General features: G+C 71.7%; 12 protein-coding genes. 6 read left to right on the top strand and 6 right to left on the bottom strand.

Annotated elements, in window-relative coordinates:
• The first annotated feature begins 72 nt into the window (after window positions 1-72).
• The gene (locus ACIPRD_RS29635; RefSeq protein WP_356401934.1) at window positions 73-330 is read left to right on the top strand and encodes a hypothetical protein; all 258 of its coding nucleotides are present in this window, start codon (window positions 73-75) and stop codon (window positions 328-330) included.
• 115 nt (window positions 331-445) lie between these two features.
• Here ACIPRD_RS29635 and ACIPRD_RS29630 read toward each other — a convergent pair whose 3' ends face one another.
• Complete coding sequence (locus ACIPRD_RS29630; RefSeq protein WP_401567442.1) at window positions 446-2269, bottom strand: thioredoxin-like domain-containing protein; 1824 nt, start codon at window positions 2267-2269, stop codon at window positions 446-448.
• 68 nt (window positions 2270-2337) lie between these two features.
• A complete protein-coding gene (locus ACIPRD_RS29625) occupies window positions 2338-2745 on the bottom strand; it encodes a cupin domain-containing protein (protein ID WP_356401938.1) in 408 nt (135 codons plus the stop codon).
• A gap of 52 nt (window positions 2746-2797) precedes the next feature.
• Here ACIPRD_RS29625 and ACIPRD_RS29620 point away from each other — a divergent pair, with 52 nt between their 5' ends.
• Window positions 2798-3886, top strand: a complete 1089-nt coding sequence (locus ACIPRD_RS29620) for a GlxA family transcriptional regulator (RefSeq protein WP_401567441.1) — start codon at window positions 2798-2800, stop codon at window positions 3884-3886.
• Window positions 3887-3918: 32 nt separating this feature from the next.
• On the top strand, window positions 3919-4413 hold the full coding sequence (locus tag ACIPRD_RS29615; protein WP_356401941.1) for an LURP-one-related family protein: 495 nt from the start codon (window positions 3919-3921) through the stop codon (window positions 4411-4413).
• Between the two features lie 45 nt (window positions 4414-4458).
• Here the strand turns inward: ACIPRD_RS29615 and ACIPRD_RS29610 are convergent, their stop codons facing one another.
• Window positions 4459-5265, bottom strand: coding sequence for a carbon-nitrogen family hydrolase (locus ACIPRD_RS29610; RefSeq protein WP_401567437.1), 807 nt, complete (start codon window positions 5263-5265; stop codon window positions 4459-4461).
• 185 nt (window positions 5266-5450) lie between these two features.
• On the opposite strand from ACIPRD_RS29610, the gene ACIPRD_RS29605 reads away from it, so the two are divergent.
• The gene (locus ACIPRD_RS29605) at window positions 5451-6275 is read left to right on the top strand and encodes a maleylpyruvate isomerase family mycothiol-dependent enzyme (protein ID WP_401567434.1); all 825 of its coding nucleotides are present in this window, start codon (window positions 5451-5453) and stop codon (window positions 6273-6275) included.
• 117 nt (window positions 6276-6392) lie between these two features.
• Here the strand turns inward: ACIPRD_RS29605 and ACIPRD_RS29600 are convergent, their stop codons facing one another.
• Complete coding sequence (locus tag ACIPRD_RS29600; protein ID WP_401567431.1) at window positions 6393-7688, bottom strand: nitrate/nitrite transporter; 1296 nt, start codon at window positions 7686-7688, stop codon at window positions 6393-6395.
• On the bottom strand, window positions 7685-8335 hold the full coding sequence (locus ACIPRD_RS29595; protein ID WP_356401950.1) for a GntR family transcriptional regulator: 651 nt from the start codon (window positions 8333-8335) through the stop codon (window positions 7685-7687). The genes ACIPRD_RS29600 and ACIPRD_RS29595 overlap by 4 nt, the downstream gene beginning before the upstream one ends.
• Before the next feature lie 210 nt (window positions 8336-8545).
• On the opposite strand from ACIPRD_RS29595, the gene ACIPRD_RS29590 reads away from it, so the two are divergent.
• Together ACIPRD_RS29590 and ACIPRD_RS29585 are read left to right on the top strand one after the other, a co-directional pair.
• Window positions 8546-9466, top strand: coding sequence for a D-alanyl-D-alanine carboxypeptidase (locus ACIPRD_RS29590; RefSeq protein WP_356401952.1), 921 nt, complete (start codon window positions 8546-8548; stop codon window positions 9464-9466).
• A 215-nt stretch (window positions 9467-9681) separates the two neighbouring features.
• Window positions 9682-10722 carry a BRO family protein gene (locus ACIPRD_RS29585; protein WP_401567428.1) on the top strand — a complete coding sequence of 347 codons (1041 nt, stop codon included), beginning with the start codon at window positions 9682-9684 and terminating at the stop codon, window positions 10720-10722.
• A 113-nt stretch (window positions 10723-10835) separates the two neighbouring features.
• Here the strand turns inward: ACIPRD_RS29585 and murJ are convergent, their stop codons facing one another.
• Window positions 10836-12494, bottom strand: a complete 1659-nt coding sequence (murJ, locus tag ACIPRD_RS29580; RefSeq protein ID WP_401567426.1) for a murein biosynthesis integral membrane protein MurJ — start codon at window positions 12492-12494, stop codon at window positions 10836-10838.
• Window positions 12495-12758 lie beyond the last annotated feature (264 nt).

The raw sequence follows: 12758 nt of genomic DNA, 5'->3' as shown, positions 1-12758 counted from the left end.
TAGTTCACCGTTCGCCGGGTACCCGCGACCGGGACCGGAGTTTCCGGAAACCCGAAGGGAAGGCGAGCTGCCATGGGTCTCGGCGGATGCATCATCCTCATCGCCGTGGGGGCCATCCTCACGTTCGCGACCGACTGGCACATGAACGGCGTCAACCTCGACGTGGTCGGCGTCATCCTCATGGCGGCGGGCCTCATCGGGCTGGCCGCGTTCAGCGGCATCGCACGGCGCCGGCGCGTCGTGGTGCCCTCGGCGGCCCCGGTCGTCGAGGAGGAACCGCACCACCACCACGGCCACCGCGGCGGCTACAGCGACGGCTACGGCGCCTGACGCCCCGGCGACACCGCCGGGGCCTGAGCGCCGGGCCGTGCCACCGGGGCGTGAGCGCTCGGGCAGGTGCCACCGGAGCGGGAGCTCCCGGGCAGGTGCCGCCGGAACGTGAGCGCTACCGCGCGTCCATGCCCGCCAGCACCAGCGGCAGCCGGTCCGCGCCGCCCTCGGTGAGCCGGACCGGGACGCCCCAGTCCTGCTGGTGGACATGGCAGGCCGGGTACTCGTTCTCCGGGTCGTCGTCGCAGGAAGCGGCCATCGCCGAGACGTGCAGGACCCCCTCGGTGACGGCCGGGTCCAGCTCCAGCTCCCGCGACAGGTCCGTGCCCGCGCCCGCGCCCCCGAGCAGCAGCCCGGGCGGGGTGGAGGAGACCAGCAGACGGGTCGAGGGGCCGTAGCGGGTGTCCAGCTTCTGGCCCGCGGGCGCCTGGAAGATCACGTCCAGGCGGAGCCCGCCCGGGGCCACCTCCGTCGCCGCGCGCCGGGTCCGGTGGGCGACCGCGTCCACGCGGACCGCCTCCTCGGGCAGCCGCAGCCGGGTCAGGCGGTGCCGGGCCGACTCGACGACCACGATGTCGTCCCCCACGAGCACGGCGTCGCTGGGCTCGCGCAGATCGGTGGCGAGCGTGGTGACCTCGCCGGTGGCGGGGTCGTAGCGGCGCAGCGCGTGGTTGTAGGTGTCGGCGACGGCGACCGAGCCGTCCGGCAGCGCGGTGACGCCCAGCGGGTGCTGGAGGAGCGCCTGCTCCGCGGCGCCGTCGCGGTGCCCGAAGTCGAACAGGCCGGTGCCGACGGCGGTGTGGACGGTGCCGTCGAGGTCCACCCAGCGCAGCGCGGACGTCTCGGAGTCGGCGAGCCAGAGCCGGTCCGCGGTGGCCGCGAGCCCCGAGGGCTGGGCGAACCAGGCCTCGGCGCCGGGCCCGTCGACCAGGCCCTCGTTGGTGGTGCCCGCGCCCACGGCGACGGTCCCGTCCGCCGGGTCGTACGTCCACAGCTGGTGGACGCCGGCCATGGCGATCCACACCTTGCCGCCGAAGAACGCCACGTCCCACGGCGAGGACAGGTCGACCTCACGGGCCGGTCCGGCGGTCGGCGAACCCTGCCACCACTGCCTGCCGGTGCCGGCGAGCGTGGTCACCTCGCCGGTGGCGAGGTCCAGGGCGCGCAGCGCGTGGTTCACGGTGTCGGCGACGACCACCGAGGCCCCGTCCTCCGACAGCGCCAGACCCTGCGGCTCGCTGAACGACGCCTCCCGCGGACCGCCGTCGGCGAAGCCCCGCGTGCCGGTGCCGACGCGCCGCACGACCGTCTCGCCGTCCCCGGCCAGCTCCACCAGCTGGTGCCGGGTGGTGTCGCTGACCAGGAAGTTCCCGGACGGCAGCAGCAGTGCCTTGCCGGGGAAGCGCAGCACCGTCGCCTCCGGCTCCGGCGGCACGTAGGGGCCGTCGCCGCGGCGCAGGGTGCCCTTCGCCTCGTGCTCGGCCTCCAGCTCCTCGACCAGCCGCTCGATGGCGTGCGCGTGGCCCTCGCCGGCGTGCTGCGCGACGACGTAGCCCTCGGGGTCGACGACGACGAGCGTCGGCCACGCGCGCACGGCGTACTGCTTCCAGGTCGCCAGCTCGGGGTCGTCCAGCACCGGGTGCTCCACGCCGTACCGCTCGACGGCGTCCACGACCGCCCGGTGCTCGGCCTCGTGCACGAACTTCGGCGAGTGCACCCCGATCACCACGACCGTGTCCCGGTGCTTCTCCTCCAACTCCCGCAGCTCGTCCAGGACGTGCAGGCAGTTGATGCAGCAGAAGGTCCAGAAATCCAGGACGACGATGCGTCCACGCAGGTCGGCGAGGGTGTACTGCTTGTCGCCCGTGTTCAGCCAGCCGCCCTTGCCGATCAGCTCGGGGGCGCGGACGCGGACGCGTCGGGGTGCGGTGTCGCTCATGCGTCCAAGGGTGCCACCTGGGGCGGACGGGCCACCTGGTGCGCCGCGGCGGGCGCCGTGGCAGGCGCTCAGCGCAGTGCGTGGCCCGTCGTCGCGTCCACGTGGGACGGGATCTCCTCGTGCCGGTCGCCCACGGTGAGGGTGCCGGTCGGCTCGAAGAGGAGGATCTCGGTGGGAACCGGGGCGTACGGCCGGTGCTCGGTACCGCGGGGGACGGTGAGGACGGAGCCGGCGGGCAGGACGGCCGTGCGCTCACCGGCCGGCTCCCGCAGACCGATGTGCAGTTCGCCGGACAGGACCAGGAAGAACTCGTCGGTGTCCTCGTGCACGTGCCAGATGTACTCGCCCTCGACCTTGGCGACGCGTACGTCGTAGTCGTTGACGGCGGTGACGATACGGGGGCTCCAGCGCTCGGTGAAGGAGGCGAGGGCCTGGTCCAGGGCGATGGGTCCGCGGGCGGGTCCGGTGGTGGTCATGGGCCCATCGTGCGCGGTGGCCGGGCGGTCGTACGAGTGCTAGAAATCGCACATGGCGCAAGGATCCTCGCAGCCGGAGCAGCCAGGGCGACCGGGGCAGCCGGGGCGGCGGGTACGACCGGGGCTCCCGGAGCAGCCGGGGCATGCGGGCCGGGCGGCACGGGTCGCGCGTGCCCACCGGGTGGCCGTGATCGTGGACGAGGGCACCAACCCGTTCGAAGTCGGTGTCGCCACCGAGCTGTTCGGACTGCCGCGCCCCGAACTGGGTCTGCCCGGACCCCTGTACGAGGTCACCGTGTGCGCGCCGACCCCCGAAGTGCGCATGAACCACGGCTTCTTCACGCTGACCGGGGTGGCCGGCCTGGACGTGGCGGACGGGGCGGACACCCTGATCGTGCCCGGCCGGCCCGACAACGTCGTCCCGCGCGGCCCCGAGGTCCTGGACGCGATCCGCCGCACGCACGCGCGCGGCGCCCGCGTCATCAGCTTCTGCACCGGCACCTTCGCGCTCGCGGAGGCCGGGCTGCTCGACGGCCGGCCGGCCACCACGCACTGGCGCTGGGCCGGCGAGTTCCGCAGGCTGCACCCGCGGGTGCGGCTGGAACCGGACGTGCTCTTCGTGGACGACGGCGACGTGCTGACCGCGTCCGGCAGCGCGGCCGCCCTCGATCTGGGGCTGCACGTCTGGCACCGGGACCACGGCGCGGAGATCGCCAACGCGGTCTCCCGGCGGCTGGTCTTCGCCTCCCACCGGGAGGGCGGACAGCGGCAGTTCGTGGAGCGGCCGGTGCCCGAGGTGCCCGGCGACTCCCTCGGCCCGCTGCTGGCCTGGGCGCTGGAACGGCTCGGCGAACCGCTGACCGTGGCGGGACTGGCCGCGCGCGCGGCGGTCTCGCCGGCGACCCTGCACCGCCGTTTCCGTACGCGGCTCGGTACGACCCCTCTGGCCTGGCTCACCCGGGAACGGGTCGCGCTCGCCTGCCGGCTGATCGAGCGGGGCGAGGAGCGCCTGGACGTCGTGGCCGCACGCAGCGGCCTCGGCACCGCGGCGAACCTGCGGGCCCGGCTGCGCCGCGAGACGGGGCTGACCCCGTCGGACTACCGCCGGCGTTTCGGACCGCCGGACGACCTGGGCCTGTGACGAGCGGCCCGCGCCGGGGAAGCAGCAAGGGTATGAGATTCCTCGTACGCGACCGGATCCTCGGCATCGGTGACGACTACTGGATCGAGGACGAACACGGCCACAAGGTGTTCCTCGTCGACGGCAAGGCCATGCGGCTGCGGGACACCTTCGAGCTGAAGGACGCCCAGGGCCGCGTCCTGATCGACATCCACCAGAAGATGTTCGCCCTGCGCGACACCATGGTGATCGAGCGGGACGGCGAGGGCCTGGCCACCATCCGGCGCAAGCGGCTGTCCCTGCTGCGCAACCACTACCGGGTGTCCCTGGTCGACGGCACCGACCTGGACGTCAGCGGCAAGATCCTCGACCGCGAGTTCGCCGTCGAGTACGACGGCGAACTCCTCGCGGTGATCTCCCGCCGGTGGCTCAGCATCCGCGAGACGTACGGCGTCGACGTCGTACGCGACGACACCGATCCGGCGCTGCTGATCGCGGTCGCGGTGTGCGTGATCCACCTGGCGGAGAAGGAGGGGCAGGAGGACTAGCCGGGCGGGCCGTCCGCCGGGGGATACACCCCGGCGGACACGCTCTCAGGGGGTGTCCTGCCGCCGGGGCGGTTCGAGGCCGAGCATCCGGTCCTTCAGGGCCGGGAACTGCTCGCGGGTCTCCGCCACCTTCGCGGGGTCGATGTCGACGGTGAGGACCTGCTCGCCGGGGCCCGCCTCGGCGAGCACCTCGCCCCACGGATCCACCACGATCGAGTGACCCGCCTGCGGAACTCCGGCGTGCGTCCCGGCCGTTCCACAGGCGAGCACGAACGCCTGGTTCTCCACGGCCCGCGCCCGTGCCAGCAGTGTCCAGTGCGCGCGGCGGCGTTCGGGCCAGCCCGCCGAGATCACCAGGGTCTCGGCGCCGGCGTCGACGAGGGCACGGAAGAGTTCGGGGAAACGGAGGTCGTAGCAGGTGGTCACGCCGAGCGTGGTCTCCGGCAGCCGGAGCGTCACCAGGTCCGAGCCCGCGCCCATGAGCACGGCCTCGCCCCGGTCGAAGCCGAAGCGATGGATCTTGCGGTAGGACGCGACGGCCTCGCCCGAGGGGGAGAAGAGGAGAGAGGTGTTGTAGAGGGAGCCGTCCGGATCCCGTTCCGGGATGGAACCGGCGTGCAGCCACACCCCGGCGTCGGTCGCCGCCTTGGCCATCGCCTCGTACGTCGGGCCCCGCAACGGCTCGGCCTCCGAGCCGAACAGGTCGTAGGCGAAGGCGCCGGTCGTCCACAGTTCGGGCAGGACCACGAGGTCGGAGCCTGCCTGTTCACGGACCAGAGCGGCCGCCCGAAGACGCCGTTCGGCCACCGATTCGCCCTCGTCCACGGCAATCTGGATCAGCGAGGCGCGCACACTACCACCGTCCTGGCATTCGAGTCGTCCACACGGGCCTACGATCGTCACACGAAAGCACTGCCGGGGTGCCTCGGAGCAGCGTAACTTGGGGGTCCCGAGAACGCCGCCGAGTGCAGCCACCTCCCACTGGCAAAAGCCGCCACAACCTGCCCGTGTACCGACCGCCCGAGGGGTCCCGTTCCGTGAGTCTGCATCCCACCCTCCAGCCCTACGCCGATGCCTGGACCCACTCGATCGACGCGATATCCGAGATCGTCCAGTCGCTCGTCGAGGGTGAGTGGAACCGGCGCACCCCGTGCCCCGGCTGGTCGGTCCGGGACGTGGTCTCGCACATCATCGGCATGGACTGCGAGATGCTCGGCGACCCGCGGCCCATCCACACGCTCCCCCGCGACCTCTTCCACGTCACCAACGAGCACCAGCGCTACACGGAGATGCAGGTCGACGTCCGCCGTCACCACACCTCGCCGGAGATGACCTCCGAGCTGGAGTACACGGTCATCCGCCGCAACCGCCAGCTGCGCAACGAGTCCCGCGATCCCGGCACCAAGGTACGCGCCATGATGGGCACCGAGGTGACCCTCGAACAGGCCATGCGTACGCGGGCGTTCGACGTGTGGGTGCACGAGCAGGACCTGCGCACCGCCCTCGGCCGCCCCGGCAACCTCGACTCCCCCGGCGCGCACATCGCCCGTGACGTCATGCTCGAAGCCCTGCCGAAGGTCGTCGCCGAGGGAGCGGACGCGCCGCGCAGTTCGGCGATCGTCTTCGACGTGCACGGCCCCGTCGAGTTCCTGCGCACCGTCCGGGTCGACATCCAGGGCCGCGGCACCCTGGAGACCTCCCCGGCGCTCGGCCCCGCCGCGACGCTGGCTCTCGACTGGGAGACCTATGTGCGCCTGGCCTGCGGCCGGGTGACGCCGGAGGCGGTGGCGGACCGCGTGAAGACGGAGGGCGACCCGGACCTCACGGCGGCGATCCTGCGGAACTTCTCCCTCACCCAGTGACCCGGCGCGCCCCGGTCGGCTCGTAGCACCTCGGACACACGGAACACCCGCCGGGCATCACCGCTCCGGCGGGTGTTCCTGTGTACGGACGGCCCCGGTCCCGGGACCGGGTGCCGGTCAGGCCGGCACGTGCACCGTCTCCACCCGGCTCGCCACCAGCCGCTCCCGCTCCCGCAGGGCCGCCCGGCCCCGCAGGCGCAGGATCTGGGTGACGCCGAGGAGCTGGAGGGCGAAGACGGCGGAGAAGGCGACGGAGTAGTCCTCGCCGGTGGCGTCCAGCAGCACACCGATCGCGAACAGCGTCGTCATGGAGGCGATGAAGCCACCCATGTTGGTGATGCCGGACGCGGTGCCCTGCCGCTCGGGCGGATTGGCCGGACGCGCGAAGTCGAAGCCGAGCATCGACGCCGGGCCGCAGGCGCCGAGGACCACGCAGAGGGCCGCCAGCAGGCCCATCGGCGCGTGATCGCCGGGCCAGAACAGGGTGAGCGCCCACATGAGGGCGGTCGCCCCGACCGTGCCGAGCGCCAGCGGCAGCCGGGCCTCGTGGCGCCGGGCGACGATCTGGCCGTAGACCAGCCCGACGGCCATGTTGGACAGCACGACGAGAGTGAGCAGCTCGCCCGCCGTGGCGCGGCTCAGGCCCTGGGCCTGGACGAGGAACGGCAGTCCCCACAGGAGCAGGAAGACCATCGCCGGGAACTGGGTGGTGAAGTGCACCCACATGCCGAGGCGGGTGCCGGGCTCCCGCCAGGCCGCGGCGATCTGCCGGCGGACGTAGGCCGCGCCCTGGTGCGGGGACGGCTCGGGTTCGTGGCCGTCGGGGTGGTCCTTCAGGAACAGCAGGGTCAGCACGAGGACGACGGCACCGGCGAGCGCGCTGCCCGCGAAGGCGGGGGTCCAGCCGACGCTGTGCAGCAGCCGGGCGAGGACGAGGGTGGAGATGAGGTTGCCGGCCATGCCGACCAGACCGGCGAGCTGGGCGACCAGCGGTCCGCGCCGGGCCGGGAACCAGCGCGTGCCCAGGCGCAGCACGCTGATGAAGGTCATCGCGTCGCCGCAGCCCAGCAGCGCGCGCGAGGCGAGTGCCGTGCCGTACGACGGCGAGAAGGCGAAGCCCAGCTGGCCCGCGGTGAACAGCACGGCGCCGATACTCAGCACCTTCTTGGTGCCGAGCCGGTCGACCAGGAGTCCGACGGGTATCTGCATGCCGGCGTAGACCAGCAGTTGGAGGATGGAGAACGTGGACAGGGCGGAGGCGTTGACGTGGAAACGGTCCGCGGCGTCCAGGCCGGCCACACCGAGGGACGTACGGAAGATGACGGCGACGAAGTAGACGGCGACACCGACGGACCATACGGTGACCGCCTTGCGGCCGCCCGGCGGGTCGCCCGGGAGGGTGATGCCGTTCACCGGACCTCACCCCGCGCGAGGTTCGAGAACCAGCTGACGTGCCGGTGCACGATCCCGACGGCCGCCTCCTGGTCGCCCGAACGCAGCGCGTCCAGGATCTCCTCGTGTTCGGTGAGCGTCTTGGCGATCCGGTCGGGGTGCGAGTGCATGACCGCGACTCCCATCCTGAGCTGGCGGTCCCGCAACTGGTCGTAGAGGCGGGAGAGGATCTCGTTCCCGCCGCTGCGCACGATCTCGGCGTGGAAACTGCGGTCGGTCACCGCGGCGGCGGCGAAGTCACCGGCGGCGGCCTGCTCCTTCTGCCGTTCGAGCAGCCCGGCCAGCCGCTCCAGCAGGGCGGGCGGCGCCGGTACGGCCTTGCGGGCGGCGTGTTCCTCGACCAGCAGCCGGGTCTCCACCACGTCGGCGATCTCCTGCGCGGAGACCGGCAGGACCAGGGCGCCCTTCTTCGGGTAGAGCCGGATCAGGCCCTCGGCCTCCAGCCGCAGCAGCGCCTCACGGACGGGAGTGCGCGAGACGCCCACCGCCTCGGCCAGTTCGCCTTCGGTGAGCAGCGTCCCGCCCTCGTAACGGCGTTCGAGGACGCCCTGTTTGACATGGGTGTAGACGCGGTCGGCGGCGGGTGGCTGCCTGGTGGCCGTTTGCATGGCCACAGGATAGATACATCACGTACGCATGCGACGGGCGGTTCCACCATCCGGACACCGCGGGGTTCCGGGCACCGGAGCGGAAAATTTCCCGGGCCGGCCGCACAACCTTCTGTGCTATTTACGTGTCACACACGTGCGGCCCCACGTTCGTGCCACCTCAACTCGGCCGCACCGTAGCGGCATTCAAGACAATCGGGGTACTTCACTTTGATTACCGGCATTAAGGGCACCCGCATCCGCTCCCGCCGAGCTGTCGCGATCACGGTCGCCTCCGGCGCCCTGCTCGCCACCGGCGCTTTCACCGCGGCGCCCGCGCAGGCCGTCACCGCGCCCTCCATCGTGGCCAAGGGCGGCTACGTGATGAACAACGGCACGGGTTCGACGCTGTTCACGAAGGCCGCGGACACCAAGCGGTCCACCGGCTCCACCACCAAGATCATGACCGCGAAGGTCGTCCTGGCGCAGCCGAACCTCAACCTGGACGCCAAGGTCACGATCCAGAAGGCGTACAGCGACTACATCGTCGCCAACACGGCCTCCTCCGCCCACCTCATCGTCGGCGACAAGGTCACCGTCCGTCAGCTGCTGTACGGCCTGATGCTGCCGTCGGGCTGCGACGCCGCCTACGCGCTCGCCGACAAGTTCGGCACCGGCCCCACCGGCAACACCGCCTCCGCGCGCGCCGCGCGCGTGAAGTCGTTCATCGGCAAGATGAACAGCGCCGCCAAGAGCCTGGGCCTGAAGAACACGCACTTCGACTCCTTCGACGGCATCGGCAGCGGCAGCAACTACTCGACGCCGCGCGACCTGACGAAGATCGCCAGCAGCGCGATGAAGAGCTCCACGTTCCGCACGGTCGTCAAGACGAAGAGCTACACCGCCAAGACGGTCACCAAGACCGGCAGCACCCGCACCATGGGCGCCTGGACCAACACCAACACGCTGCTGTCCAGCTACAGCGGCACCATCGGTGTGAAGACCGGTTCCGGCCCCGAGGCCAAGTACTGCCTGGTCTTCGCCGCGACCCGCAACGGCAAGACGGTCATCGGCACCGTCCTGGCCTCCTCGTCCGTCGCCCAGCGCGGCACGGACGCCACGAAGCTCCTCAACTACGGCTTCGCGCGCTGACACCACCCGCACCACGGACCCGTCGCACCCGCATCAGGGGGCGGCGGGTCTTCGCATATGCCCCCATATGTCGCCCCGTACAGGCACGCACATACAAGAGAAGCCGCAGGCCGCGAGGCAGATCCCCTGATCTTCCCTCGCATTCATGAACATCCCCCGCACTGCTGGCATATTCGATTTCGCCGCCTCTACGTTCCGCGACGGAGGTGGTTCACATGAACGAACCCAGCAAGCAGCCCGACTCCGCCGCGCGCCATGAGGCGATCGACGTGAGCGACTTCGTGTACGCGGCGACGGGCGACCGGGTCCGCCGTCTGACCATGCCGGACGGAACCCATTGGTTCCCGGCGGTGGATGTGTGCAAGCGACTGGGGCATTCCAACCCGCAGAAGGCACTCGCGGACCACGTCCCCGAGGAGCACCGAGAGATGCTCGAGACCCTAACTGGAGGTTACGGTCTCAGCGTTCCCGCAGGCAGGCAGTGGCGCCGAGATCTGAACATCATCTCTCTCCAAGGTCTCATCCTCCTCGTCAACGCCTGCACCAAGCCCGCCTGCGCCCCGTTCAAGCAGTGGGCCGCCGAGGTGATCGAGACCGTGCAGCGGGAGGGCTCGTACACCCTGGAGGAGGCGGAGGTGCAGCCGGCCGATCCGGGTGCTCCCATCGCCTACGCCATGCCGGAGCAGGTCGCCGAGGCCATCGTCCGTCTGGAGGCGCACAACCTCCGGCTGGACGAGGAACTGGCGACCGGGCAGCGCGAGTCGGTCACCCTGCAGCGCGATTCGCTCACCCTGCAGAGGGAGATGCTGGAGATCCAGCGGGAGAACCTGGCCACCCAGCAGTCCACGCTCGCCGTCCAGCAGTCCACCCTCGCGGTGCAACAGGCCACGCTCGCCGTGCAGCAGGCCATGGTCCGGGCGATGGAACGCATCGCGGACCGGCTCGACGCCCTCGTCCTCGAACGCCGGACGCCCGGACGACCGCCCCTGGCGCTGCCCACCACGGAGTCGGTGCTGGCCGACTGGCGGGAGCGGCTGTCGGTGACCGAGGACGTGTGGACGGTCGCCGTGGTGATCGCCCCGGTGCTCGTCGAGAAGGGTGAACTGCGGGAGCCGCTCGAAGCGATCGCCGCCCGCACGGGCCTGTCCGTGCACCGCGTCAACGAATGCCTGCGCCTGCTGCGCAAGCACGCCTGCATCCGCTCGCAGGGCGGCTCGGAGGACGGGGCACCGGTGTACGTCCTCAACGGGCGCTAGGAACGGCCCCGTTCCCTTCCGCCCGGGAAAAGGAGGAGGGGGCGGCCGCAATCCGAAGGTGCGGCCGTCCCCTCCAGGTCTCCGAGGCTACCGCAGAGCACGGCCCCGCAGGCTCAGCCGAGGCCGGGGAGCCGGCGCAGTTCGGCGATGCGCAGCAGCCGCCCCAGGACGACGAAGACCACGGCGAGTGCGACGGTACCGGCGGCGGTGGCCGCGGCCGTGGCCACCGTGCCGCTCCCGCCGAGCGCCCGCCCGCAGGCGTCCGCAGCGGCCCACGCCGCCACCGCGCCCCCGGCTCCGGCGGTCAGCAGCTTGGCGTACGTGCCGCGCAGGGCACCGTCGTCGAGGCGGCCACCGGTGCGGCGGGCCAGCAGCCGGGAGGTGAGCAGGAGGCCCGCGCAGTAGGAGAGCGTGTAGGCGCCGGCCATGCCGGTGACCGCCCAGCGGGCGGGCAGCAGCACATGGCAGGCGGTGGCGAGCGCGATGTTGACGGCGCCGATCCACACGGCCATGAAGAACGGCGTACGGGTGTCCTCGAAGGCGTAGAAGCCGCGCAGCAGCAGATACTGCGCGGAGAACGGGATCAGCCCGAGCCCGAAGGCCTGGAGCATGTACCCGAGCGGCCGGGCGGAGGCCGCGTCCGCGGCACCGTGGGCGAAGAGCAGCGCGGCGATGTCCGGTCCGAGCGCGACGAACAGGAAGCCCGCGGGCACGATGACGGCACCGCTGATCCGCAGCGCCCGGGCCAGGTCGGCGCGCAGGTCGCCGCTGCGGCCCTCGGCGGCCGCCTTGCTCATGCGCGGCAGCAGTGCCGTGACCAGGGAGACGGTGACGACGGACTGCGGCAGCAGCCAGATGGTCTGCGCGTAGCTGTACGCCGTGTAGCCCACGCCCGCCTTCGGCAGCGCCTGGTCGGCCGCGTTGGCGTAGTTGGTGACGACGGTCAGCGCCACCTGGTTGGCCAGCACGAACAGCAGCGTCCACTTGGCCGCGTGCACCCCGGAGCCGAGGCCGGTGCCGCGCCAGTCGAAGCGCGGCCGGAAGCGGAAGCCCGCCGCACGGGCGAAGGGGACGAGCGCGAGGGCCTGTAGGGCGATGCCGGCGGTCGTGCCGATGCCGAGCCACCGCACCTGGGCCCCGGTGACCTCGGCGACGGTGTGCGGGACGGTCATCATCCCGAGGTAGACGCCGAACATGCCGATCAGCACGAAGTTGTTCAGCACCGGCGTCCACATCATCGCGCCGAACTTCTCACGGGCGTTGAGGATCTGGCCGTAGATGGAGAAGACCCCGTAGAAGAAGATCTGCGGGAGCAGGAAGCGGGCGAAGACGACGGTGAGCCGGTAGGCCTCGTGCCGGTCGGGGGTGTCCCGCATGTACAGCCCCACGACCTCCGGAGCCGCCCACACCGCGAGCGCGGTCCCGACGGCCAGCACGCCGACCACGAGCGTCACGAGCCGCTGTTCGTAGGCCCGGCCCCCGTCGGGGTGCGTGGCCCGGGCCCGCACCAGCTGCGGCACCAGTACGGCGTTGAGCGCGCCGCCGATGATCAGGGTGTAGAGGCTCGTCGGCACGGTGTTCGCCGTGTTGTACGTACTGGCGAGCAGGCCTGTGCCGAGCGCGGCCGCCTGGAGCACCTGGCGGACCAGCCCGGTCCCCCGGGAGACGACGGTGCCGACGGCCATCAGTGCCGAGGAACGGACAAGTCCCTTGCCGGATGGCTCCGTTGGACTCGCCTCTTGCCGATCCGCGCTTCTCTGACCCGTCACCATGCCGACAACTTACGGCAGTTGGCATCACACCCCGACTCCAGGGCGTACCGGACGGAGACCTCACCGATCGGCTCCGATCGCTTCCGATCGACCCCGCCTGAGCGGCCGCGGTCGGCTCGGTCGGCTCGGTCGGCTCGGTCGGCTCGGTCGGCTCGGTCGGCTCGGTCGGCTCGGTCGGCTCGGTCGGCTCGGTCGGCTCGGTCGGCGGGAAACGGCGGAGCCGCGCACCCGGGGCGGGTGCGCGGCTCTTCCGTTCGAGCGGGG

Origin of the sequence: Streptomyces sp. NPDC090108 (genome assembly GCF_044747185.1) — a bacterium.
In the GTDB taxonomy this organism is placed as follows: domain Bacteria; phylum Actinomycetota; class Actinomycetes; order Streptomycetales; family Streptomycetaceae; genus Streptomyces.
The sequence above is the reverse complement of the archived record's forward strand: the minus strand, read 5'-3'. Positions and strand labels throughout refer to the sequence as shown.

Bases quoted from the DNA above. Each gene is read 5' to 3' on its own strand.
- ACIPRD_RS29595 (WP_356401950.1), bottom strand. From the start codon at position 8,335: ATGCAAACGGCCACCAGGCAGCCACCCGCCGCCGACCGCGTCTACACC.
- ACIPRD_RS29585 (WP_401567428.1), top strand. From the start codon at position 9,682: ATGAACGAACCCAGCAAGCAGCCCGACTCCGCCGCGCGCCATGAGGCG.
- ACIPRD_RS29620 (WP_401567441.1), top strand. From the start codon at position 2,798: ATGGCGCAAGGATCCTCGCAGCCGGAGCAGCCAGGGCGACCGGGGCAG.
- murJ (WP_401567426.1), bottom strand. From the start codon at position 12,494: ATGGTGACGGGTCAGAGAAGCGCGGATCGGCAAGAGGCGAGTCCAACG.
- ACIPRD_RS29615 (WP_356401941.1), top strand. From the start codon at position 3,919: ATGAGATTCCTCGTACGCGACCGGATCCTCGGCATCGGTGACGACTAC.
- ACIPRD_RS29625 (WP_356401938.1), bottom strand. From the start codon at position 2,745: ATGACCACCACCGGACCCGCCCGCGGACCCATCGCCCTGGACCAGGCC.
- ACIPRD_RS29630 (WP_401567442.1), bottom strand. From the start codon at position 2,269: ATGAGCGACACCGCACCCCGACGCGTCCGCGTCCGCGCCCCCGAGCTG.
- ACIPRD_RS29635 (WP_356401934.1), top strand. From the start codon at position 73: ATGGGTCTCGGCGGATGCATCATCCTCATCGCCGTGGGGGCCATCCTC.